The 24,757-nt window shown below is 44.0% G+C and carries 16 protein-coding genes and 1 pseudogene; 5 read left to right on the top strand and 12 right to left on the bottom strand.

What is annotated here, in order from left to right:
- Nucleotides 1–98 precede the first annotated feature (98 nt).
- Both N8A86_RS14675 and N8A86_RS14670 read left to right on the top strand, forming a co-directional pair.
- Entirely contained in the window at nt 99–2,075 is a 1,977-nt protein-coding gene (locus N8A86_RS14675; RefSeq protein ID WP_273566079.1) for a hypothetical protein, read from the top strand.
- A gap of 221 nt (nt 2,076–2,296) precedes the next feature.
- Entirely contained in the window at nt 2,297–6,457 is a 4,161-nt protein-coding gene (locus tag N8A86_RS14670; protein WP_273566078.1) for a hypothetical protein, read from the top strand.
- A 393-nt stretch (nt 6,458–6,850) separates the two neighbouring features.
- On the opposite strand, the gene N8A86_RS14665 is transcribed toward N8A86_RS14670, so the two are convergent.
- From N8A86_RS14665 to N8A86_RS14650, 4 genes are all read right to left on the bottom strand, one after another.
- Nucleotides 6,851–7,546, bottom strand: a complete 696-nt coding sequence (locus N8A86_RS14665) for a response regulator transcription factor (protein ID WP_273566077.1) — start codon at nt 7,544–7,546, stop codon at nt 6,851–6,853.
- Nucleotides 7,547–7,874: 328 nt separating this feature from the next.
- On the bottom strand, nt 7,875–8,489 hold the full coding sequence (locus tag N8A86_RS14660; protein WP_273566076.1) for a response regulator: 615 nt from the start codon (nt 8,487–8,489) through the stop codon (nt 7,875–7,877).
- Complete coding sequence (locus N8A86_RS14655; RefSeq protein WP_273566075.1) at nt 8,486–10,351, bottom strand: sensor histidine kinase; 1,866 nt, start codon at nt 10,349–10,351, stop codon at nt 8,486–8,488. The genes N8A86_RS14660 and N8A86_RS14655 overlap by 4 nt, the downstream gene beginning before the upstream one ends.
- 1 nt (nt 10,352) lies before the next feature.
- Nucleotides 10,353–10,934, bottom strand: a complete 582-nt coding sequence (locus tag N8A86_RS14650) for a hypothetical protein (protein ID WP_273566074.1) — start codon at nt 10,932–10,934, stop codon at nt 10,353–10,355.
- A gap of 274 nt (nt 10,935–11,208) precedes the next feature.
- On the opposite strand from N8A86_RS14650, the gene N8A86_RS14645 reads away from it, so the two are divergent.
- Entirely contained in the window at nt 11,209–11,388 is a 180-nt protein-coding gene (locus tag N8A86_RS14645) for a hypothetical protein (protein ID WP_273566073.1), read from the top strand.
- 133 nt (nt 11,389–11,521) lie between these two features.
- Here the strand turns inward: N8A86_RS14645 and N8A86_RS14640 are convergent, their stop codons facing one another.
- The 5 genes and pseudogenes from N8A86_RS14640 to N8A86_RS22125 all read right to left on the bottom strand — a co-directional run.
- Nucleotides 11,522–11,857 carry a c-type cytochrome gene (locus N8A86_RS14640; protein WP_273566072.1) on the bottom strand — a complete coding sequence of 112 codons (336 nt, stop codon included), beginning with the start codon at nt 11,855–11,857 and terminating at the stop codon, nt 11,522–11,524.
- Nucleotides 11,854–14,004 (bottom strand): DUF7133 domain-containing protein, encoded by a 2,151-nt coding sequence (locus tag N8A86_RS14635; RefSeq protein WP_273566071.1) that lies wholly within the window; start codon nt 14,002–14,004, stop codon nt 11,854–11,856. The genes N8A86_RS14640 and N8A86_RS14635 overlap by 4 nt, the downstream gene beginning before the upstream one ends.
- A gap of 38 nt (nt 14,005–14,042) precedes the next feature.
- Nucleotides 14,043–15,380, bottom strand: coding sequence for a GntP family permease (locus N8A86_RS14630; protein ID WP_273566070.1), 1,338 nt, complete (start codon nt 15,378–15,380; stop codon nt 14,043–14,045).
- Nucleotides 15,381–15,390: 10 nt separating this feature from the next.
- On the bottom strand, nt 15,391–16,002 hold the full coding sequence (locus N8A86_RS22130) for an IlvD/Edd family dehydratase (protein WP_488226206.1): 612 nt from the start codon (nt 16,000–16,002) through the stop codon (nt 15,391–15,393).
- A gap of 120 nt (nt 16,003–16,122) precedes the next feature.
- Nucleotides 16,123–17,033, bottom strand: a pseudogene (locus N8A86_RS22125) (dihydroxy-acid dehydratase domain-containing protein); the annotation flags it as partial.
- Nucleotides 17,034–17,337: 304 nt separating this feature from the next.
- Here N8A86_RS22125 and N8A86_RS14620 point away from each other — a divergent pair.
- Together N8A86_RS14620 and N8A86_RS14615 are read left to right on the top strand one after the other, a co-directional pair.
- A complete protein-coding gene (locus tag N8A86_RS14620) occupies nt 17,338–18,387 on the top strand; it encodes a sugar phosphate isomerase/epimerase family protein (protein WP_273566069.1) in 1,050 nt (349 codons plus the stop codon).
- A gap of 10 nt (nt 18,388–18,397) precedes the next feature.
- A complete protein-coding gene (locus tag N8A86_RS14615; protein ID WP_273566068.1) occupies nt 18,398–19,183 on the top strand; it encodes an SDR family NAD(P)-dependent oxidoreductase in 786 nt (261 codons plus the stop codon).
- A 166-nt stretch (nt 19,184–19,349) separates the two neighbouring features.
- On the opposite strand, the gene N8A86_RS14610 is transcribed toward N8A86_RS14615, so the two are convergent.
- Genes N8A86_RS14610 through N8A86_RS14600 form a run of 3 tightly spaced genes read right to left on the bottom strand, consistent with a single transcriptional unit; the run spans nt 19,350 to nt 24,618 of the window.
- Nucleotides 19,350–21,449 (bottom strand): alpha-L-fucosidase, encoded by a 2,100-nt coding sequence (locus N8A86_RS14610; protein WP_273566067.1) that lies wholly within the window; start codon nt 21,447–21,449, stop codon nt 19,350–19,352.
- Nucleotides 21,436–23,031, bottom strand: coding sequence for a sulfatase (locus N8A86_RS14605; protein WP_273566066.1), 1,596 nt, complete (start codon nt 23,029–23,031; stop codon nt 21,436–21,438). Before N8A86_RS14605 ends, N8A86_RS14610 begins: the two co-directional genes overlap by 14 nt.
- Complete coding sequence (locus tag N8A86_RS14600) at nt 23,032–24,618, bottom strand: sulfatase family protein (protein WP_273566065.1); 1,587 nt, start codon at nt 24,616–24,618, stop codon at nt 23,032–23,034.
- Between the last annotated feature and the right edge of the window lie 139 nt (nt 24,619–24,757).

The following is a 24,757-nucleotide window of genomic DNA, read 5'->3' as shown; positions in this document are numbered from 1 at the left end:
ACATAACTAATATTGTAGAAACAGCAGAAATTGAACCGTTCATTGACCAGATTATTATCAAGCCAGGAGAACTTTATGTAGATGAAAATGGTGAGGAATTGGAGAATGAGACGGGTATCAATAAAGTATTTGATGTAAAATTACAGCCCTTATATTTTGATGCGGATGTAGAATTGGAAAATACGACAACAGGCTTTGTTTCCAAAAAAACAGCTGATGGTGAAAAAGATGTGGTTCCTTCTAAACGTATCGTAGGTTTTGTGCAATTAGCTCCTAAAGGATTGCCCCTGAACGAGGATGCCCTAAAACGACTTGTCTTACGTCAGGGTACCATAGGAGGTCCATTAGATTGTGAGGTAGACCTTGCCGCGAGTTCACAGAAAATGCGCATCAGTAGATTCGACTTTAGCAACTCATTTGCCAGTGATGGCTTCGGTCCCACTTTCGCGGTCGCTGGTCGCGGAAATGTCTTGTTACCCAAAGATGGTAGCTGGAGTATGGTAAAACATGAACGCAGCACGGGAGATGTGAGTCCGGTTCCAACTGATTTAAGTATTCCGGTAATCCGAGAGGGGAAAATCGTAAAGGATATTGCAAATGATAGCGTAAAAGTAGAGGAGCCTGTAGGTGGTGCCCTTACCCGTATCGCAGAACCTACCGAACTGCTGAGACAACCTATAGATACTACATTGAACTACGGATTTTTACAAAGTACCGATACACAGAAAGCATTGTTCTTGACACCTTCCTTTAAAAAGGATGATAAGAAATTGTTGAGCAAGACCCCACCACTTTTTGTCGATGCTTTTCGCATAGTAAACTCCAAAGGTATTTTTCCCAACATAGGGGATGCAGAAAATTTTGTCAATGAAACTGTAGGAGAGGCCATCCTAATGAAAAAAAATGGAGTTTTTCCTTTTAATACTAGCAGTTTGCAAGATCTCGGTCAAGATGTTTTTGAACTGATGGACATACAAGATACCATCGATAGTGTCAAACAACAAGGCTTACAATTACTCCATAATCCTGAAGAACTATTTGATTTGCCCACCGAATTTGAACTCATCGATGTCGGGGACGGGAATTTCAGGATTTATATTGAATACGCCAAAACGGATGACGATGGCAATGTAGAAGACCCAGGGTCTTTGGAATTTGACATTGATTCAGTAGCGAAGAGCTGGAAAAGCAAAATGAACAATATTGGTTTGGTCATCGACCTGGCAGGTATTGAACGTCTCATGACGATAAGGGGGAATTGGGATTCAAAAAATGGAGAGGAAGCCACCTATCCCGAACCAGAACTGAAATTTTCACCCGAACTACAACCTCTTGTAGATCTCCTTGAAATCTTACAAAGTCTGCAAAGTGGGGATTACGGGGCCGCCATAGGCAAAGGCTTGAAACTCGCCATGAGTAACAAAGCTGGAAGTTGGGAGTACAAATTCGAAGCTTCTAAAGAGATTCCCGTATTACGATTCCCTGTACCCGATGCGGTATACAACGATCCGAACACTCCTTTTAAACTCGAATGTGGTTTAACCCTTGGTGCCTATTTCAATGCAGCCCTAAAAGTGACTACGGATGCCAATGAGTTATTACCTAGTACGGGCGGATTCCTTGGTTTCTATGCCCGTCTGTCCGTTATGTGCGTATCCGTATCGGCAGCAACAATTTATGCTATCGGGCAGGCAAATGTCGATATAGCCGCAGATACTAAAATTGGGCCATCCCTAAAAATGAAATTTGGCTTTGGGGCCCAAATAGTTATCGGGCTACCTGTAGCGGGTAATGTAAGTGTTCTTTTTGTGGTCGGCGCCGAAATTTTCATTGCCACGGGAATATTTGAAGTATCGGCCTTCATGCTATTTGAAGGTCATGCTGAGATCTTAGGTGGTATTGTTGCCATCACCATACGCATTGAAGCCAAAGGCACTTACACTAAAAAGGCCATCGGAGAAGGTTCACGGACCGATCTCGAATGTCAGGTGACTTTTGGTCTGGACATTAGCATCGCCTTTATTATAAATATAAGTTTTTCAGAATCTTGGTCAGAGCAACGCCAGATCGCTTAACTAAAGAATAATATTATGCAACCCAATCAGCGATTATCGATAATGACATTTCCACAATTCTTTGATGGAAACGAATTACATTTGAATATAGTGGTACTTCCACGTGACCACAATCCACTCAATCCGATACTCATCGGTGGGGAGCCCCCGAACCAGGAGATCCACCAATACTTGATTCGGAGGTTGCATTTGCCGATGCAGAGTTTTCCTTTAGCGCACAAATGTTGCAAGGTTTTGGCACCAACCCTTTACCGCAACCTCAACCCTTGAATCTTGGTACTCCACTTATCACGGATTCGCCTGATAATCCTCGAGAAATTTTTGAGGCCATGGCAAATCATCTGCAAATTTTCGATTCGAATATGGAGAATTCAAATATCAATCTCCAAAACATTCCCAAAGAACGCCAATTTGAAGATGCGCGCCCTAGAGACGTTTCGGTAAGCAAATATTTACCAAAAAGTTATAGAAACGCCATTAATTTTACAACGCCCCGTACCAAAAATGCGGTAACCGATGACAGTTACCATTGTGCGGTGAAAACGGCAAAGTACTATGCCGGTTTTCAAAGAAGTTCGGATATCGTGAGTTGGGGAAAGGTATTCGCCCACGTTCTACGACAGCCTTTATTAGCCAGGGCGGCAGGCTTTATTTACTCCACTACCCTGTCCATTGATGCAGATACTTTTCCAGATGGGGGCTATCTGTATATTGATTTAGCGGATGGCAGTAGTTTTAGTCCGCAAAGTACAGCCGACCCTAACTTTATTAAAAACTATGCCGCTCGAATTCCCGCTTTGACCCCGGGGGAACCACGTCATGTTTTTGCACCACTCTTATATCCAGTATTGGCTACTCACGACGGCAATTATGACGAATTATTTCAGGAAACAGCGGAATTCGATGATGGTTTTGCAAAAATAGTCCATTGCCACCAACCCCCGCACCGTAATCCCATAGAGGAGGAAGCTGATGGTTCTTATCCGACCAAAGAAACGGGTATTCATTGCTCTTGGAATGACGAACAAATCTTGATATGGTATATGCGGCAACTGATGCAAGATGACTCGGTAACAGATGCCTCAAAACGATTGGACGCTCCACTTGGGGTCTTGGGATATCATTTGGATGTTAGGGAGTTGGCTGATGCCGGAAATCCAGAAAATCCATGGGAATCCTTAAACAGGGTTACCAGTAGACAACCCCTTACACTGGCACGGAATCCCAACAATCCGTCAGAGGTCATTGAATTGGGGGGTTTTGAGGGGGAATTGCCCTATCAAGTATATCCTTCACAACTCGATGGCACCGAACAGGTAACCGGACAGCAACAAACCTATTGGCTACCCATGTATTTTGCCAATTGGAACGGGCATAGTATGGTTTTGCCCGATCCTGATGCCTCTACGGTATATCAGACGACCAACACGAACGTAGATAGTGATCCGTATGGTGTGCCCGTTTTTGATAAAGATGGCAACCCGGTTCTCGATGAAAATGGCATCCAAAGAACTACAGGGACCGGTGTGACTGGACCCGCTCAAAATCAATTGAACCAAATGTACATCGCCGGAGCCTTAAATTCGCAATTGCGCTACGGCAGCAGTTATCAATTCAGGGTCCGAATGCAGGACATTAGTGGTGGTTCGCCCAGTATTGACTTAGAGCCTATCAACGAAACTTCCTCCGACATTGCCACCTGTGCTTTCAAACGCTATATTACACCCATTCAACCTAGAATACAGGAAATCGAAGCACTTCAAACCTATGATGAAAATGAGGAGCATCCCGTTTTAAGTACTGATGGACCTTCAGAACTTAATGAGTTGAACATCAGAAGACCAAAACTTGGGTATCCAGCGGTAGTTTATACCGATAAATATACCAATCCTGTTGAACGCCTTTTGAATCAATCCAATCTCGGGTTGCAGCCGGATCTTGCCAATGCGGAACATCGCGTTGGACTAGGAATTGCCGATCCCGATGTCTCAGCAATAGAAATCGTGGTAGAAATCGAAACCTTAAAGCTTGACAAGCTCGATAGTGTAAACGGCAAAGAAGATTATGTTCATCTATATACCACCCGAAGGGCATTCCCGGCTATTGATGGTAATGAGGACAACTACGAGGCAAACCTCAACATTCCCATTGAATATGTGGATATTCAAGGTCCGGATAAAGTTTTGAACCTCGGGAATGAACTGAATCTAGCACAAGATCTAGGTCTATCGGATGACATTGACAATTTATCACAATTGGTATTACCGACAGCGCGAATGGCACGTTTGACCATACGCGCCGTGTGTGAGGATAAGGAAACGGAAGGTGAAACCAATGCCTATTACGGAGTAATCAAGGAAGCCGATAAGCGATTGGATGTACGTTATGGGGAATCCTTTAGCATTCAGTTGTACAAAGCTTCGGAGGATGAAACTGGCTTATTGGTACAAACTCCCGGAGTACCCCAAATACAAGGTATTTTTATGCAACCCGATGTGCAAACCGTATTTGACGGTAAGGCAAGTACCCTTCTTTTTGGCAAAACAAACAATACCACCCTCAACAATGTACAACAGCTGGCCGATCAGTTGGATTTGGAAAGTAACGGACTCACCTTAAACGCTCCAAAAGGCAAAAGAGCGGTATTTGGTTGTTCGAGCCGAATTCGCCATACTTTGGCACCTGATGGGTCGTCGATTACCTTTGCCTCCAAAAGTGACCTCATCAATCATTGGCTCTGCTGCGTAAGTGTCGAAATCGATCGCGATTGGATGTGGGATGCCCTGAAAACGAATAGTTTCATCGTAAAACGTACCTATGGATTTACGCACGACGACCAACCGCAAGCAGAGGATGCAGAAATAGGACGTATAAAAATGATTCGTACTGCCTCTTTTGAAGCTTTGGATGTACCCCAGCGCAACGCTACCCGAATTATCTTTATTGATGCCGTAGAGCCCAAGAAAGAACAAGAGGGAGCACAACCCGTATTTCCGGATACTATTGATGTAAGTTATACACTAGAACCTCAGTTCAAGGATAATCATGCCACAGAAAAAGATGACCCAGAAGTATCGGCCATGACCTTACCGATAACCACTCCCCCCGCACAGGTTCCGAAAATCGTTTCGGCCGGTATGGCACTATCTCCTTATGTACGTGATGAAAAATATGCTTCATCCGAATCGCGCAAGCGATTCTTATGGATTGAATTTGATGAACCTGTGCAGGATCCACAGGATAGCTATTTTGCCCGAGTGCTGGCCAATTCACCCGATCAATTAATAAGCAACAATCATCCTTCCTTATTTGTGGCTCCTGAAGAACCGCCATTGCCGATAGATTCAGAAAACTTACGGGTCATTTCTCCAGCTTCTTCCAATGATTTAGCCGGTCTCAACGCGATGCAGCCCATGCTAAAAAGTACATCGAGCGATCGTCACTATATTCTGCCCCTTCCTCCCGGATTGCATGCCAATAGCGATGAGATGTTCGGGTTCTTTACCTATGAATTTAGGGTGGGTCATTTTGAACTTCCTTTGGAAAATCCCGATGCCACTCCTGAAAAGGTATGGACTACCGCCCAAGGCCGCTTTGGAAGACGCTTGAAATCCAACGGAATTCAGCATCCGGCTCCGACCCTGACATGTATGCCCAATCGGGATGAAGACAAATTATGGGTAACCGCCCCATACGCCGTGGCTGTACACGATGGAAAAAACGTAACTGCGAATCCACCACGGACCGAATTGTGGGCCTTATTATACGCCCAGGTAAAACAAGCCGATAACAAAGACTATCGAAACATTCTACTAGACGACAGACCTTTGGATTGGCGCGTTCAGATAGAAACCGAGAAGGAAGTCAATGTTTTTGAACGGTACTCTGAAAATGAATTACAGTTGCTGAACGATATCACTTTAAAAACCTTAAAAGGCGAAACCGCAGTGGTACAGACGGGTAACTTCTTAAAATTGGTTGACTTTAGCAAAAAGAACAAAAGTTCGACCAAGTACGGTACTACGGTATGGAGCAATACAGAAGTGGCGCAGCTCTTGGCCACTTGCGGTCTCCCTGAAGATTCCGCCCTAAGTGTTATTGTAGTAGAAACTTTGCCTCAGATTACCAATATCTTCGATTATATGACTGACTTGCAAAAACCGGGCACGGCACAAGCAGCAGTCGATTTTATGGATAATAACCAGAAAATTGCCTTTAGCAAAGAACATAAGACCCGATTCGGAGCACGACAAGGTACAACTACAGCTGCTGCGAGAGCACCAAGAAAACCTAGTCCGGTAAGTGATCAGTTGGGCCATCATCGTATAATGCGTACTTCGCCTTTGACTAAAGTGCCGGAGGTTTGTTGTACGGACTGTTAAGGCGATTGATTTCAAATATCGGTGATTATTTACATGCTTTAATTTGAAATTTATCCCGCTATTTGACGGAGGAGATTTATTGCGTGTTTATTGTATCCAGAAGATACCTCTTCACTTTCAGTACCCTCCTCCTGATATCTATCGGAAGGAGAGGAGTCATTTGACAGACTTTGGTATCATTCGATTCTATATAGTAATCTACTGGCTCCTAAAAAACTGAAACCAATCATCCCCAGAGCAAGACATGACCTATTTCTCCCCATCACTGGGTCTCGCGAATACTGTAAAATCGAAAAGGCAACTACATGCCCAAAGGCAGAATCGAGGCAAAACCATCGATAAATTATTGAGATTAAAAATGTCGTTGTGGTTTTCTACAAAAAGAAGAGGTATTCATAACTCCATTACTTTAGAAGCCCTTTTGATAAGCTGGGCCGTATTTCTTACGTTGAATTTTTCGATGAGGTTCTTCCGGTGAGATATTGCCGTATGGTTGCTGATAAATAACATGTCGGCTATTTCTTTGGAGGAAAAACCGTTCGCTATCAGCTGTAATACCTCTTTTTCCCTTACGGAAATATGTAAATTATCCTCTTCGGGAAAATGAACGTCCCTTTTATCTTTTGGAATATCGAAACAGTGTTCGATACGTTCTTTGTCAGAGATATCGAACAAATAGTTTACGGCGAGTTCCTGTCTTTTCAATCTGTGCAAAAGAACTTCGTGCTTAATGCTGATTCGTCGGCCTTCAGAATCAGTAACATGGTAAAGTAGTGTAAGTGGCTTACCGCTAAAAGGTTCTAGAAAAAATTCAGTGAGTTTATTTTTTATTAGGAATACTTCTTTGGGATCAATTCTGGAATACCAAAAATCCCATCCTTCCGTAAATAACTTGTTGGAGGTATTGCCCACAATGTTCTTCAGTCCTTGGTTGCAATACAGGAAACGGGCATTTTTTATCAAGTATATGCCTATCATCAAGTTTTTTGAGCATTCGCTGACCCTAAGTATTTCGGTAATACTTGATATTAGTCCATTTTCATACAGGCCGTGCAGGTTTAGACCTGATGTTCTTTCGGCTAAGCTCATAAATGTGGGGCATTTGTCTAAAAGTAAGGTACAACTAGCGATTTTTTGTAAGAAATTGTATAGTTGGTAAGAATTTATATATAAATGACCTATTTTACCTACTCCAAACCAACACACATTGCGTAATCATCAAATTGGCCTGTTCGCAGAAGCCGTTTCACTAAGAAAAGTGCAAAAAAACAAAGGATGAAATTGTTGCATTCTTAATAGGTTAGGGAAAACTTTACTGGGGTTAAAAACCTTAATCTTATGACAAACCCATGGTATTTTTTCCTTTTATAATTTCTTATTGACCAATGACTTTCATAGTCATCTTTAACTAAAAAAATTAAAAATCATACTTCCGCTCCAACGCATACCGCAACAACTCCCCCGCCCTGCTTAACCCAAGTTTACGGATCATATTCTTTCGGTGGGTATCGACAGTACTTTTCCCAATAAAAAGTTGGTCCGCAATCTCATGCGAAGTCTTACCGCGACTGATGAGTCCCAAGATTTCTTTTTCACGAGAAGAAAGCACGCTTTTCGAGGTGTTCTTTTCAGCGGTGGGAATATGGATTTTTTTATCAAAATAGGTTTTTCCGGCACCTACGGCGCGAATGGCCTCGAGCACTATTTCTAGCGAAGAATTTTTTAAAATATAGCCTACCGCTCCCGCTTGTAACATCTGGCGAATGGCATCTTCTTGATCGAACATCGTAAAGGCAATTACTTTGGTGTTCGGGTATTTTTCTTGAATAATCTTGGCCGCCGCAATACCATCAACTTTGGGCATGCGAATGTCGCAGAGTACCAGGGTCGGGTTTCGTTTTTCGACCAGCTCCAAAAGGGTTTCGCCGTCATTGGCATGTCCGACGATGGTAATATCATCTTCGTATTCCAGATACGATTGAATGCCATCGATTAGGGCCTGGTGGTCTTCTGCTATCGCTACGGTGATCATACGGGTATATCGATTAAAATGGAGGTGCCTTTACCCAAGACGCTGTCAACGGTAAAAGTTCCTCCCAAATGTTCAATGCGTTTTTCAATCGTACCGAGGCCCATACCTAAGGACGCTCTTTTGATGGCGGATATGTCAAAACCCTTACCATTATCCTCCACAATGATATTCAGATTATCTTCATGTTGGGTGAACTGAATGTTCGCCTTTGTCGCCTTGGCATGTTTGATGATATTGGTGGTCAATTCTTGAATGATCCGGAAAATGGTCAACTCCAAAGAGTTTTCCAAACGGTCTGCCATGCCGAAATCTTCGACCGTGACTTCCAAGGCTTTGGTCTCGCTGATGGTCCGGGACATTTTTTGAACCGCTGGTAATAGACCTTGATTGGCCATAACACCCGAATTCTTGGCATGGGCCATACCTCGAATCTTTTGGTAGGCTTTTTCGAGCAGGTCTTGGGCATTTTTTAGGGCAGGGTCTTTTTTATCGACCTTGACATTATCAAAATGCAGTTTTACGGTTGCCATAAGACTGCCCAAATCATCATGCAATTCGTTGGCGACTTTGGTGCGCTCTTTTTCCTGACCTTCGATCATGGCATCAATACTGACCAACTCTTGTTCCTTTAACAAGGTTTCGACTTTTTGCTGTTCGAGTAAGGCTTCTTGTTCGGCCAGTTTTCGTTTTTTGGTGGTGTTCTGATGGAGAAAAAATGCCGTCAAGGTACCAATCAATAATAGGGATATGGCCCCGATCAAATAATTTTGATTGGTCTTTCTGCGATTGTCCAGTCGTAACTTGTCCAGTTTTAGTTTCTCGGTCTGGTTTTCAACAGAGAGTAGGGCGGATTGAAAACGTTGTTGCTTTCCATCTACCAAAGCTTCCGTAAACACCGATTCATTCAAATAATGGTAGGCCGAATCCATTTGCCCCATATCCTTGTAAATCCATGAAGCCAAACGCTCGTTATAAAACTTATTTCGCAGTTTTTTGGAAAGGGCAGATGACCGATTCCAATAAAACAGAGCGGAATCTTTTCGACCTCCTAATAAATGCAAGGTTGAAATATGCCAGGTAGCAGCCTCTTGTATCGCTACATTTTCTGGTTGTCCATTCGCATTACGAAGGGCATGCCTTAGCTCGTACATGGCTTGTTCGTATTTCGCTTCTAACTTTAATTGGATGGCCTTTTCAAAATAGTATTTTGTTTTCAACGCCCGCTCATCCGATACATCGATAAAAAGACTATCCAATTTACGCATCATATCAAGGCCTTGAAACTCACTGCTCATATCATCTTTCTCATTAGAATTAAGTCCGATTTCATACAACAGTAAAATGCGCGCATCATCGGTGTCGGTAGCAATTTCCCTATAATGGTTGAGATAGGGTAAAAAATATTCGTCACCGAAGAAAAACTGTTTTCGCAACAGTTCAAGCATACTGGTCAGCGAAAATTTTAAGGCGTTCACACGATTATACGAATCCGACAATTGAATCGCCCTTGAAAAATTTTGAAATGCCGCTACCGTATTCTCGTTGTCTTCACCCTCATTGGAATAGCCATTCACCAAATGCCACAATATTTTCCCATCCACGCCCAATTCCGTAGTATCGGCGTCGAAAGTTTGGGTTCTACCTTGGTACGATTGTAACAAGGCCAAAGCCAACGTATTATCTTTGGTCTGCTGGGATTCTTGCAACGCCCTATGCGCCTCATTTATCTCCATGCGGCGCAGGGCATCAAAAAACACTTCAATGGTCTTGGGTGATCCGCCACCGCTATTGTCCATAGTCTGTGCCGGAGCACATAAGCAGCCCAACATAAGCATTAGAACGAATAGAAGGCTGCGAATCAAATCAAATGAGTTTTGCTAGAGTACTCATACAATGACTGGTCGGGCTTCCTCCGGTGGGCATGTTCGCTTTTGGGGGTCCAGGCAAATGGTCATCCATGCGATCGATCTTTGCGATATAAGAGCCATTTCGTACATAGAACTCGCTGTCGAATATGGCATCGTCTAAATGGTCCACAGGTGACGCACTGCTTAAACAGTGTAATTGTCGGCCTACAAACAATTCGTCGATGCTCGATAGAAGAACCGACTTCTTTAAGGTGATGGTTCTTTTTCGGTTGACGTTGTTGGTATATTGATTATCATCGACCTGTACATGTAAAATGATAACAGCCGTTTTTTTCACAACATCCCACGAATCCTCGGTTTGTTTTAAAAATCCGATATTATAGAGTCCCTTATAATTATTAAGGGCGAGCTCCATGCCGATCAAGCTTTTTTTATCGTCCGAGAGTAAAAGTTTTGCGCCTACGGCAAAAAAGGTTCCGTACAACTGACTGGCATAAATGAGTTGGTGGTTCTTGCTATCGCTCTTTTTCACATTGACCGTTAACGGGGTAAAGTTTTTGGATCTGTACAGTTTCATAGTTAAATCGAGTTTTGGTTATGCTACAATTTTCGTGCATTTTGAAATGATACACCATACCTATTCATGGGTATTTTTTATACGAATTAGGTCGTTACCTTAAATCTAAAAAACTTTTTACACTTTCAATGGGTTCGCCATCACCGATTTGCAAAGAATAAGTTCGCATTCAGATATTCCTTGATTTTTCCTACAGAAAACCCTAATAAATACCCATTAATGGGTATTGCTACGGCACGGGTATACCCCTAGTTTTGTTCAAATATGCCAAACCATGAGAATTAAAAAAATGATGACTACCGAGACGATGCTTTCTTCATTGAGTCCAAAACAGCAAAGAGCGATTGAGAAAGCATACCAATTATCGGAAAGTGAAATCCGATTTTTGATGACTTTTCATCAGCGGTATAAAAGGAATTCAAATTCCCTGATTACAAGACTGCTACAACACTGAACAAAGGCCATTAGCTTGAACCTTCTGCGAAAGCATAGCGGTTAATCGGGGGAACGATCGCTATGACTCCAACGGAAGGTTTTTTTGAAAAACTATTTCAACATTCTAAGGACTACCGAATTAAACGGTACGGTTAGAGATCCACATCAAACATCAACGTATCCAATTCACTGGCTTTCCAAGGCGTAATCTGACCTTGGGTGCGAAAACGGATATGCCCGATCGTTCCACTGGAAATGGGCGTAGCCGAATTACCCCATGAATTTCGAATATAAGTGGCAATGGCCGCAATATCTTCATTTTGTAAGGTCGTAAACGAGGGCATACTAGGGAGGATATCGGGAATATCATAGTTCTTGCCATCGACGATAACCGGACCTTCCATACCGTGCAATAAAATCATGGCCAATTTGAATTCTTCCCCATTGACCCATTCGGAATCTTTTAAGGGCGGGGCGAAGCGCTTCATTCCTTCCCCCGTGTACCGTGACAGTTCGCACAAAGGTTGAGGAATTTTTGCCGCCCATTGGCGAATACCTTGCTGTCGATTTCGTATTCGGCTACCGCTGCAATGGCTGCCTTCGGTTTATCGGGCCATGTCAATTTTTTATAGAGTGGATAATCCCTATCCTCATTTTCGAGAAACGAGGGCTTTGCCGTCAAAACGATTTCCCCGGCCTCATTGGAACCTCTTGAACTTGCGATGCCGTTTACGACGGCCGAACCTATCCATTTCTTATCCTCGTTCTGATGGGCGTTGACGATTTTAAAAAGCTGTAGTATATCTTTTTCTTCTCCGCTATTTGCAACGGCGGTCGCCAACATTTCGGTAAATATCTCATGGTTTTGATCATAGTTCTTCCAAGCATCGTCGGAAAGAAGTTTGGTCAGCAAATCCATTTCACGATCTTGCATACCACTCATGACTACGTCGCGCGCCACAGGAAGTGGACCAAATCGTTTTAGAAATTTTTCGGAAATGGCAAAGGCAACTTTCGAATCGATGATATCACTGGAAAGTACTAGCTGCATTTGCAGATAGGGATGGGCTGTATCATACTGCTCTTGGATAAAACGCTCTAGTGCTACCTTTACATCGACATGATCGGATGCTAATTTTTCCAAAATTCGTAAGGCCGTTGCCGCAACCCTAGGGTCTTCGGATTTCAAGGCGGGAAGCACATTTTCAGGTCGTGCCAAGCCCAATCCTTCCAATGCCCAAAGGGCATGCAACTGAGCCAAAGGATTTTGTGTTTTCAAAACATTTTCCAAATCAGAAGCAATGGCATCCCCTTTTTGGACCAAAAGCCGTTGGGCGATATCCCGCAACCATCCATTGGCGCTTCCCAAGTACCCGACCAAGGTTTTTGAATCGGCCTGAGACAAATCCGGAAGTTCGATCTTCGCATTATCTTTTTTGGTAATCCTCCATATTCGCCCCATGTGCACGGGCTTGTCGAGTTTGCGTTCCAACGTCACTTTGCGCAAGTAATCGCTCATATAGGGCCCATGCTGTATGATCCCTTTGTACATGTCGACCACATACATAGCCCCATCAGGACCCGAGGCCAGTGAAATGGGCCGAAAACGCTCGTCGGTCGAAGCAAGAAACTCTTTGTCCTTATAATAGCCCTGCGCGCTCAGCATAAAACCTTCCTCGGTAATCTTATTTCGCTTGATCAAATTTCCGGTGGGTTCGCAGACGAAGGCATTTCCGTTATAATTATCGGGTAGTGCATTTCCACGATATAGTAAAGGGCCGCAGGCCGAGGCAAATTCCAGTAATTTTCCCTCCTCGTCAAGTGTCCCTGGAACATAGCCCCGGTTCACCGCTGTATTGCTCCGAATCGGAAAAATTTCACGTTCCAAGGTGAGTCCGTGATCGATGCCACTTGACGGGGTATGATTTTTGTTTTTCATCAGGGCGTTCGGTGGCACCAAATCCCCATGCAACTGCGACCAATTATAATTGTAGAACAAGCGGCCCGCATCATCATGCATGATACCCCACTGCCCTCGAAACTCGGTTTCGTCTTTGATCCATTCATCGTCTATTTTCTTGTAGCGATACTTCGATTTGGCGTTATAGATCCAATTGTCCAATCCGCGCCAAAGTCCGTTCGCGGAGTGCTCGGGCATTCCCGAACCACCATAGGTGGAATCAATCAGTACTTTGGTATCGGCCTTAAAATCGCCATCGGTATCTTGCGCATACCAAAGGGGAATATTTTCAGAGACCAAAATTCCTCCTTTTACCAGGGCTATAGCACGCGGCATAACGAGACTATCCAGAAAAATCGAGCTCCGGTCCATTTGCCCATCCCCATTATCATCAAAAAGCACGGAAACTCTTCCTGTTCTTGCTTTCTCGTCGGAGCCATCGATATCGGTCATAAAACCCAACATTTCGACGACCCAAAGCCGACCAGCTTCATCAAAGGTTATCGCTACGGGATCTTGCACCAAAGGTTCGGCGGCGACCAGCTCGATTTTGACATCTTCGTCCGCTAAAACAATAGTTTTTAATGCTTCTTCAGGGGATAAAGGAGGAGAAGGTTGTTTTTCACATGCCGAAAAAAGCATAAGAAAAGTACAAAGCAATACTGTCTTTACCATGAACCGTTTTGCCGTACTATTTTCAAACATGTTTCTAGCTATAGGATAAAGGAAGCAATATATATCATAAGTGCTGCAAAAACACCAACCACTAAGGTTCCTAAGGTGTAGACCCTATATCCCGTTTTAACATCGATCCCGGAAAATTGGGTCAAGATCCAAAAGCCGCTATCATTTGCATGCGATACCACCATGGCACCCGCACCAATAGCAGCCACGACCAACGCCTTGTCAATTTCGGTACTAAAGCCCATCGTCAATAACAAAGGTGCAACAATGGATGCCGTTGTAATCAAAGCCACCGTCGAAGAACCTTGTGCGGTCTTGATCGCGGCACAAAGTAGAAAGGGAAGCCAAATACCCAAATTCGCCCCTGAAAGGGCATCTGCCAATACATTCGCAATGCCACTATTTTGAAGTATGGTGCCAAATATTCCCCCTGCACCGGTAATCAATATAATATTGGAGGCATCGGTAAGCGCCTTGCCGACCCATCCAGTGGTCGAGAGCATTTCTTGATCAAACTTTTTGGGCAATAAAAAGGATAAGAACATCCCGATCAGCAGCGCAATGATGGGAGAACCGATAAAAGATATAAATTTTACCAGACCTGTTACTTCAGCTCCCTCGACGAGATTAAATTCCATAATCGATTTACCTACGATCAAAAGAATCGGAATCAAAATAGGCAAAAAGGACTTGAACGCACTTGGAGCCTGTTTCATTTTTTCGGCAATCACCTCATCGGTCACATCTGGATTTGGGTCAATGTAGGTTCTCGAACCCATCTTTTTACAATAGATTATGGCCACCACCAATGAAAGCAACCCTACAACCAGCCCAACCAACATCACAAGCCCGACATCGGCACCAATGATTCCTGCTGCAGCGATGGGGCCCGGGGTCGGTGGCACCAAAACGTGCGTAATCATCAGACCCAATATCAAAGCTGTCGCCGTTCCCACGATGGAGAGCCCCGCTCTTTTGGTCAAACTTTTATTCAGGGGATTCAAAATGATAAATCCGCTATCGGCGAAAACGGGAATCGAAACAATAAAACCCACAATACCCATCGCCTCATGGACTCTTTTTTTGCCAATGACCTTTAGCACTACTTCAGCGAGCTTATAAGCTCCCCCCGAATGTTCGAGAAAGGCACCAATGATAACACCCAAAATGATAACGATACCGATTTTGCCCAAGGTAATTCCGAAGCCGTCGTTGACCAGATTCACAATGGTCTCTAAATCCATTCCAGAGAACAGGGCAAAGAACAAAGCGGCCCCGAGCAGGGCCAGAAACGGGTGGACTTTCCATTTTACGGTCAGTAAAATGATAAACAATACACTGAGTACTAATAAGAGAATGGCTAACATAGGTTGGTTTTTAGTGAGCGTCGCGTGTCACATCAGCACTGGATTTTCCGACCAGAAAATCGAGGTCTGCACCAAGATGTGATTGTTGAACGTGTTTTGTATATAGACTGGTATAACCTCGATCCACGGGAGGCGTAGGAGGCCTCCAAGCGGCTTTTCTTTTTTGAAGTTCGACTTCATCGACATCTAAATGCAGCTTTCGATTGGGAACATCCAATATAATCCGATCTCCCGATTCTACCAGAGCAAGCAATCCGCCTACCGAAGATTCAGGGGATACATGCAGTACGACCGTACCGAAAGCAGTACCGCTCATGCGGCCATCGGAGATCCGGACCATATCCTTTATTCCCTTCTTCAGCAATTTTTCAGGAAGGTCCATATTGCCCACTTCCGCCATTCCAGGATATCCGACAGGTCCAACACCTTTTAGCACCATCACACTATTTTCATCAATTTCTAAATCGGGATTGTCGACCGTTTGTAAAAATTCCTCAATGGTCTCGAATACGACCGCCGTACCTGTATGGCTCATCAATTCGGGCGTTGCCGCCGAAGGTTTGATGACGGCACCGTTTTCGCATAGATTTCCATACAAAACGGCAATTCCTGCTTCTTCCATAAAGGGCTTTTCGAGTTTTGCGATTACTTCCTCGTTATAACATTCGGCCCCATCATTATTATCCAACAGTGACTTTCCGTTCACCGTAATCACATTGTGGTGCAGGTGTTTTTTCATTTCGTTAATGACGACGGGCAAACCTCCCGCATCGAAAAAGTCCTCCATTAAATAGGGTCCGGAAGGCATCAAGTTGACCAGTAAGGGAATCTTGCTTCCCAAGGTGTCGAACTCCTTTAAATCCAAATTGACTCCTACCCTACCTGCTATGGCGAGTAAATGAATGATAAAATTGGTAGAACCACCGATAGCGGCATTGACCTTTATCGAATTTTCAAAGGCTTCCTTGGTCAGTATTTTAGATATTTTCAGGTCTTCTTTCACCATTTCGACGATTCGCCGACCTGACAATTGCGCCATTACTTTTTTCTGGAGTCCACTGCCGGTATCGCGGCAGCACCGGGTAAGGTAAGTCCTAATGATTCGACCATACAGGCCATGGTCGAAGCGGTACCCATCGTCATGCAATGTCCGGCACTTCGGGCCGAGCATATTTCTGCCTCAATTTGATCTTCGGGCGTGAAGCCCTCATTTTTTATTTTATCCTTTAACTGCCAGACAAAAGTGCCTGATCCTATGCGCTTTCCTTTATATTTTCCGTTCAACATGGGTCCGCCAGGCACTACGATAGTCGGTAGGTCGACACTACAGGCGCCCATAACCGTTGATGGCGTGGTCTTGTCGCAGCCTGTTAACAGCACCACCCCATCCAGCGGATTGGCTCGAATACTTTCTTCGGTATCCATACTGGCCAAATTCCGAAAAAGCATCGCGGTCGGCCGCATCAAAATCTCACCGCAACTGGTCACCGGAAACTCATACGGTACGCCCCCTGCTTCTAGCACTCCTTTTTTGACAAACTCGGCAAAATCGCGTAAATGGGCATTGCAAGGGGTCAGTTCAGACCATGTATTACAAATGCCGATAACCGGGCGACCTTCGAAATAATCGGTCGGTAAGCCTTGGTTGCGCATCCATGAACGATGAATAAATGCCGATTTTGGGTCATCGGGACTAAACCATGCGGCACTCCTTAACTTCTTATCCTTCTTATTCTCCATAATTTTTAATTATCCACTTGCGCGATAAAAGCATTTCTAAATTTGCGAAATCAAGGTATCATCTTTAAAGGAGTTTACAAAATCGAAATCTTATTAATTTTTTAATTGATTCTTCTTTTCGTTGAATACATCACATGCATGGGAATCTTTTGTTACTTTTATTTTTTATCTTGAAGATAATCTTTATCGAATCCGCATCATGCAAAGAAGACACTTTATGAAGACAACCGCGGCGGGAAGTCTCATGATGACCATGCCGGTACTACCTTCATTTTCGGTGGATTTCGCAGAGACCCGTTTCGGTGTTGCCGATGCGTCCTATATGATGCGGCGTTATCGAAATATCGAGAGTGCGCTTTATCCGCCCTTTACCGATGCCATGGAAATGATTAATCATTGTGCGGACTTAGGTTTTGGTGGGATGCAAGTCGGTGTCGGGGGATGGGATCCAAAATTCGCCAAAAAAATACGGAAGCGAAAAGAAGAACTCGACGTTTTTCTGGAAGCCCAAATCAGATTGCCCCAAGAGGATGAGGATATTTCCCGTTTTGAAGAAGAAGTGAAAAATGCGAAGGAAACAGGCATAGAAGTTTTCCGAACCGCATGCCTTTCCGGAAGACGTTACGAAACCTTTGATTCCATGGAAGCTTTTCAAAGCTTTAAGGAAGCCTCGATCAAATCCATGCAACGCGCGGAGCCTATCGTTCGGAAACATCAGGTAAAATTGGCCGTCGAAAATCACAAAGATTGGCGTGCGGATGAGTTTATTCAGATTCTGACGGATTTAAACAGTAAATGGATCGGGGTTACCTTGGATACCGGCAATAATGTTTCGCTTTTGGAAAATCCGATGGAGGTAGTGGAAAAATTGGCCCCCTATGCCTTTTCCGTTCATTTAAAGGATATGGCCGTGGAGGAATATGAGGATGGATTTTTAATGTCGGAGGTCAATTTAGGGGAAGGCTATCTGGATATCGCGGGCATGATTGCAACGATTAAAAAACAGAATCCCGATATTCGGTTCAATTTGGAAATGATTACACGGGATCCCTTAAAAATTCCGTGTTTGACCGAAAAATATTGGGCCACATTCGACCAGATTTCGGCCAAGGACCTCGGGCGGTATCTGCATCATATCAAAGAGATAAAATCAGAAGCACCTTTGCCCATACTCTCCGACAAGCCGACTGATGAACAATTGCGACTCGAAGTCGAGAACAATCGCATATCAATGAACTATGCCAAACAACATTTAGGATTTAGATAAAATACATTTTATGAGCGACACACGTTTACCAGGAATAAAACTTTTTGAAATAAAAGGGCGATGTGCCCTAGTAACAGGAGGTTCAAAAGGCCTGGGCTTGGCGATGGCCGCAGGACTCGCTTCCGCAGGGGCCAATATTGCCTTATTAAATAGAAATATAGAGGAAGGTGAAGCCGCCGCCCAGCAATTGGCCAAAGATTATGGGGTAACGGCAAAGGCATACGCCGCCAATGTTACCAATTTACCCGAAGTAGTAGCTGTAGTGGCTTCGATTATCGCTGAATTTGGCCGGTTGGATATCCTTATCAATAGTGCGGGCATCAATATTCGTGGGGCTATCGATGAATTGACTCCTGATGAATTCAGTCAAGTTATGAACGTAAACGTCAATGGCACTTGGAACGTTTCCCGCGCCGTCACTCCGCAAATGAAAAAACAGGGCAGCGGCAAGATTATCAATATGGCGAGTACATTGGGTCTGGTCGGTTTGGCGAATCGCACGCCCTATGCCACCAGCAAGGGTGCCGTGGTTCAGATGACCCGTGCCCTCGGGTTGGAATTGGCCCCGTTCAACATCAATGTTAATGCCATTTGCCCAGGCCCTTTTTTAACGGAAATGAACATCCCGATTGCGGGTACTCCCGAGGCCAAAAATTTTATTGTCGGTGCAACCGCACTTGCCCGTTGGGGCGAACTGAAAGAGATTCAGGGAGCGGCACTTTTCTTGGCCAGTGATGCGGGAAGCTATATGGTCGGGTCCATGTTGACCGTAGATGGTGGGTGGACGGCAAAGTAGCTTTGGAGACTGTTTTGAAATATGTCGATTATTTTGTTATGCCCCTTTTTGCGCCATTCTTCGTTAAAATTTTAGACCGTAGCTATGGCTATGCTATAAAATTTTGCCTATAATGGCATCAAAAACGACCTATAACAATTCTAATCACACATTTCAAAACAGTCTCTTAGTTGGGTTTGGTAATCACTCCGATTTCGGCAATGGAAGCCCTGAAATCTTCCCCATCAACTTTTACACCCTTGAGTTTTATATACCTAGCTTTCGTAGGCTCGAACGTAACGGTTTGTAAAATACGATTGTTCACCACATTTCCAAATTCTCCCGTAGCTACCGTTTTCCAATTTTTGTTGTCCGTACTCACGGAGAATCCATATTCGGTTATTATTCCAAAGGGATAGCGTTCTTGAATGGGCCAATAGGTGAACCCTGTTAGATTATAGGTCTTGCCCAAATCGATGATAATCTCTTGTTGGTTTTTGACTCCCTCATCGGTAGCCCAAAATGTATTGGGGTTTTCGTCTATCATTTTATATGTATCCTCTAAATTGCCCGAAGAGGTCCAAAGTACCTTCCAATCTTTTTTGGCGATATCAAAATAAAATTCCCGTGGCGGGGTCTGTTCATCATTATCAGGATTCACGCTTATCGCCTTTACAATCGTTGGCTTTTTGATTAGTAAAGGGGCCTTATATTGGGCTGATTCCGAGGAAGGTTCACTCCCGTCCAGCGTGTAACGCATGTTTATATTTTTATCAGGAACATTCAGATACACCGTTCCTTCCCGGTTTCTTTTGGCCGTAGGTTCGACCAACAAATTCGGTGCTCGATACAATTCGATATTGGAGATGGCCAAAGGACCTTTGGCATCCAAGAAGTTTACCCTTATTTTGGTCGCTTCAACAGTGTTGAAACGTAAAATTCGTTTATAACCGACCGTGGTCTGTCCATCAATTTCGCGCCACTTTCCGTCTATTTCCGCATCGAGAATAAATCGTTTTACCCTTTGACCGAGTGGAATATATTCTTGTATCAATATCCGATTCACTTCCGTTGGTTTTTCCAAATCAATGGTAATCGTGGCTCGTGTCACGCTATCATCGGTCGCCCAATAGGTCTCAGGGTCTCCATCATTTGCATTTTGGGCACCGAACCGTATTTCTGAACCCCTTTCGTTTGTTGCCGTCGCCGTTTTGCCCTTTGCGATTTCGGTGGCAAAATCTTTGTCCAATTGATTTTTCAGGGCCATGAGTTGTTTTGTATCCTCCTCATGAACCAGTCCTCGCGTATCTACTGGAAGATTTAATAGGAAATTCCCGTTTCGGCCAATAGATTCATAAAATGTTTTTATCAATTTCGGCAAGGTCTTTACTTGATGGTCTTCCCTAGGATGATAATACCACCCCGGTCGAATAGAGGTGTTGACCTCGGCAGGTAGCCAATGGGTGCCATCTTCATGGCCCGAACGCAATTCTTTGTACCTTGGCCACCCGGGATAGATTTCGTCACGCCGCATGATGCTCCAATTTGTTTCGTTCGCCCATCCTTCTTCATTGCCGACCCATCGAATATCGGGTCCGCCATCACTGAAGATTACGGCATTCGGTTGAAACTCGCGTACCATGGTCGTGGTCTTATCCCATTCATAATAGGTTTTGTTGTCAATTTTCCGGGTTTCGTTGGCACCCCCGTAATATCCGGATCCGCCATTGGCGCCGTCGAACCAGACTTCGAACACCTCACCGTAATTCGTCAAAAGTTCTCGAAGTTGCTCATGGAATTTCTTTACATATTCCGGATTTCCATAATCTTTATCATGTCGGTCCCAAGGGGAAAGATAGATCCCGAATTTGAGTCCATATTCTTGGCATGCCTCCGACAGGTCTTTTATCAAGTCACCTTGACCGTTTTTCCACGGGGAATTCTTGACGGAATGTTCGGTAGTCTTGGTGGGCCAAAGACAAAACCCATCATGGTGTTTTGCCGTGATGATGATGCCTTTCATACCCGCTTCCTTGGCTACTTTGGCCCATTGTCTCGTATCAAGTTCCGATGGATTGAACTGTTCGGGGGATTCTCCGCCCGTACCCCATTCCATATCGGTAAAGGTGTTCATGTTGAAGTGTACAAAAGCATAATATTGTAAATCATGCCATACCAGTTGGCGCTCGGAAGGTAATGGCCCGACCGGTTCGGGAGGTTTTACCTGCGAGCACGCACATAGTAATACCACCAGAATCAAACACCAAAGTTTTTTATTCCTTTTCATTAGGTAACATTTCAAGAGGATATTCCACAGGCTTACCCGTACTTTTGTCAATGGGCATTTGAGCTCTTTTAGCTTTCAATTGTGTCGTGAGTATGGATGCCATCTCCAACAATTTTTCAGGCTGTTCGGAAGCCAAATTTTTGGTTTCTCCAATATCCGTTTTAAGATTATAGAGTTCCATTCGTCTGTCGGCATGAAAATAAATAAATTTCCAGTCGCCTTGCCGTACCGCACTGGCCGCACCGATACCGGGACCAGTAACTCCCCATTCATTGGGGTAATGCCAAATCAACGGCCGCAACCCTTCATACTTCGGTTCGTCCTTGAGAATCTCGACAAAACTTTGCCCATCTACTTTTTGCACTGTCTCCAAACTATCTATACCAGCCATTTTAAGAATCGAAGGATAAAAATCCTCAATGATGATTTGCTCGTTCGACACGGTTCCCGGTTCAGTTTTATTCAGCCATTTGACCAACATCGGTTCTCGAATGCCGCCTTCGTACATCGAGCCTTTGCCACTTGCCAGCGGTTTATTGTGCGTATTCGGTTCGCCACCACGGGCATGGGCACTCAATCCGCCATTATCCGACATAAAGATAACGATAGTATTCTCCTCGATATTTTTATCGGTCAAATAATTCAGGATATCCCCTAGGCTTTTATCCATACCTTCTACCAAAGAAGCATATTTCGCTTCGGTGGAATCGAGACCTTTTTCAAGATATTTTTGAACGAACCGTTCATCACCCATAATCGGGGTATGTACAGCGTAATGTGACATGTAAAGAAAGAAAGGCTGTTGATGGGTAACGGCGGAATCCACTACTTTTAATGCCTCCTGCGTGATAGCCTCTGTTAAAAAGATATCTTTACCGTAGTAGTTCTCCAATCCGGGTACCGCCCAAGTTTCTCTTCCTTCCTTACCATTGCCAAAATTCTCTGTGCCCAGATAACTTTCAGGGGCTCCTGCTGCATGGCCGGCAATGTTTACATCAAATCCCAAGTTCAAGGGATTTTCGCCGGGTGTGCCAATCGCTCCCAAATGGGCTTTCCCTGAATGTACCGTAAAATACCCTATATCGTGCAAGGCCTGTGGCAATGGCATGGCATGCACTGCCAAGGAATCGCCTGCAACAGGACTCATACCATTCACATTCCATAACGGAAATTCAAGTTGTGGATGGTCGGTTTCCATAGGTTGCAGCGAATCTTTTTTCAAAGTCCAATTGGTGACGCGATGTCGTGCGGCGTTCATGCCCGTCATCAAACTTACCCGTGTAGGAGAACATACTGGTGTGGCATAGGCTTGGGTGAATTTAACTCCTTCTTTGGCAAGGCGTTCCATATTAGGCGTATGGTAACGGTCATTGAACGCAGTGCGTTCACTCCAAAACGGCACGGAGGTATCTTGCCAGCCCATATCGTCAACCAAAAAAAGAACGATATTTGGGGGCGGTTCTTGAATTTCATCATTTTCACATGAACCCAAAACCGCCAAGACCAAGACTAGGACAATTACTTTGAGAGTATTCTTAACCATCTGAAATACTTTTTTGACCAAGACAAAAATATCCTTCATTTATTTGAATATTGAAATCTGTTTCCAATCCTTTGTTCCAAAGGCTTCCGGGTCGTTTTTTTGGATCGGTCCTTCTGTACTTCTTCCGTTTTCGATATAGGAAACCATTAACGCTCTTAATTCTTCTACTTTATCTGGATATGATGTGAAGAGGTTCGTTCTTTCACCAGGGTCTTTTTCCAAATCGTACAGTTGAAATTCGGGAAGTTTATCAATACCCTCAGCATTTGGCTTAGGATCGCTCCAACCCCCTGAATCCGGACAAAAAATAAATTTCCAGTTTTCCTTCCGTATAGCAAAACTTCCGTTGATGGAATGATGTACGGTTGTCTTTCGTTCGTATTTTTCAGCATCTTCACCGTTGAATATTGGAAGTAAAGAAAAGCTATCCTCTCCTTCATTTTCCTGCAACGGTATTCCTAGAATATCAGAACAGGTAGCCGTCAAATCGGTCAGGCAAATGGTATTCTCCGCTATCGAATTCGGCTTGATTTTTTCAGGCCACCGAACAATGAACGGAATACGATGGCCTCCTTCGAAAATATCCGCTTTATGCCCTCGATATATCGAGCTTGGTCGATGTCCTTTCTTTTCCAAGATCTCAAAATCGGCTTCAGGGGAACATCCATTGTCACTTGTAAAAATAACCATCGTATTCTCCTTCATCCCTTGTTCTTCCAATACGTTCATTAAATCACCCACATATGAATCTATCATTGAGACAAAATCGGCATAGGGATTTAAGCCACTTTTTCCCAACCACGCCTTTGTCGGCAAAATCGGGGTATGGGGCGAAGGCAAGGCCAAATAGAGAAAGAAAGGCTTCTCTGCGGACGACCTTTTCCTTATATAATCCATCGATTTTCTGAAAAAATTGGGCGTGACCTCATCATGGTCGAAATCGGAGGCCGTAGGTCCTTTTCGCCACCATGTATATTTGCCGGTATCTTCGGTAATCGAATTTACTTCCGTAGTTATGCTGCCATTCTCAACATATACATAGGGTGCCATATCCAGTGAGCCCGAATGACCATATGCGTAGTCGAAGCCTATATCGTTCGGGGTATTTTTTACTGGACCGGTAAAGTCGATATTCTCGAAATCGTCGGCATTCCATCCCTCACCGCCAAAATCGGAAGTATCTTTTTGTGCCCAATCCCAACCCAAATGCCATTTACCGATAAACGCGGTATGGTATCCTCCTTTTTTCAATAGGGATGCCACAGTAGTACGATTATTGGGTATCAAGGCTTTGGATTTTCCTGTCAATACTCCGCTTTTAAGAGGACTGCGCCAGCTATACCTACCCGTAAGAATACCATAGCGTGTGGGCGTACATACAGCTGAAGGACTATGGGCGTCAGTAAACTTCATGCCTTCGGCAGCTAGTTTATCAATATTCGGACTGCTAATTTTACCTTCAGGATTAAAGCTGCCAATATCCCCATAACCTAAATCATCGGCAAGAATATAAATGATGTTGGGTGGTTTTTCATCTATCGGTTCTGAAACCTTTTTGCCAAAAGGAAAAATCAGCAACAACAAAGTCAATAGTGCGTTGGAGTTGAAAAAAAATGGTGTTTTCATAATGGCGAACTTGAATATAGCAAGAAACTAAAATTAAGCAATTCAAGTCATACTCTGGATTCGGATAGAAATGCCGCCAAAATTATATTGATTCGTATGTCATTTGAAGAATTTACGGCTATCTACCTATCCTTTATTC

The organism is Maribacter halichondriae, from assembly GCF_027474825.1.
Classification (GTDB): domain Bacteria; phylum Bacteroidota; class Bacteroidia; order Flavobacteriales; family Flavobacteriaceae; genus Meishania; species Meishania halichondriae.
The sequence above is the reverse complement of the archived record's forward strand: the minus strand, read 5'-3'. Positions and strand labels throughout refer to the sequence as shown.

Excerpts from the sequence above, each read along its gene's own strand:
- N8A86_RS14670 (WP_273566078.1), top strand. The coding sequence starts at position 2,297 with ATGTTGCAAGGTTTTGGCACCAACCCTTTACCGCAACCTCAACCCTTG.
- N8A86_RS14665 (WP_273566077.1), bottom strand. The coding sequence starts at position 7,546 with ATGAGCTTAGCCGAAAGAACATCAGGTCTAAACCTGCACGGCCTGTAT.
- N8A86_RS14660 (WP_273566076.1), bottom strand. The coding sequence starts at position 8,489 with ATGATCACCGTAGCGATAGCAGAAGACCACCAGGCCCTAATCGATGGC.
- N8A86_RS14650 (WP_273566074.1), bottom strand. The coding sequence starts at position 10,934 with ATGAAACTGTACAGATCCAAAAACTTTACCCCGTTAACGGTCAATGTG.
- N8A86_RS14645 (WP_273566073.1), top strand. The coding sequence starts at position 11,209 with ATGAGAATTAAAAAAATGATGACTACCGAGACGATGCTTTCTTCATTG.
- N8A86_RS14640 (WP_273566072.1), bottom strand. The coding sequence starts at position 11,857 with ATGAAGCGCTTCGCCCCGCCCTTAAAAGATTCCGAATGGGTCAATGGG.
- N8A86_RS14635 (WP_273566071.1), bottom strand. The coding sequence starts at position 14,004 with ATGGTAAAGACAGTATTGCTTTGTACTTTTCTTATGCTTTTTTCGGCA.
- N8A86_RS14630 (WP_273566070.1), bottom strand. The coding sequence starts at position 15,380 with ATGTTAGCCATTCTCTTATTAGTACTCAGTGTATTGTTTATCATTTTA.
- N8A86_RS22130 (WP_488226206.1), bottom strand. The coding sequence starts at position 16,002 with ATGGAAGAAGCAGGAATTGCCGTTTTGTATGGAAATCTATGCGAAAAC.
- N8A86_RS14620 (WP_273566069.1), top strand. The coding sequence starts at position 17,338 with ATGAAGACAACCGCGGCGGGAAGTCTCATGATGACCATGCCGGTACTA.
- N8A86_RS14615 (WP_273566068.1), top strand. The coding sequence starts at position 18,398 with ATGAGCGACACACGTTTACCAGGAATAAAACTTTTTGAAATAAAAGGG.
- N8A86_RS14610 (WP_273566067.1), bottom strand. The coding sequence starts at position 21,449 with ATGAAAAGGAATAAAAAACTTTGGTGTTTGATTCTGGTGGTATTACTA.
- N8A86_RS14605 (WP_273566066.1), bottom strand. The coding sequence starts at position 23,031 with ATGAAGGATATTTTTGTCTTGGTCAAAAAAGTATTTCAGATGGTTAAG.
- N8A86_RS14600 (WP_273566065.1), bottom strand. The coding sequence starts at position 24,618 with ATGAAAACACCATTTTTTTTCAACTCCAACGCACTATTGACTTTGTTG.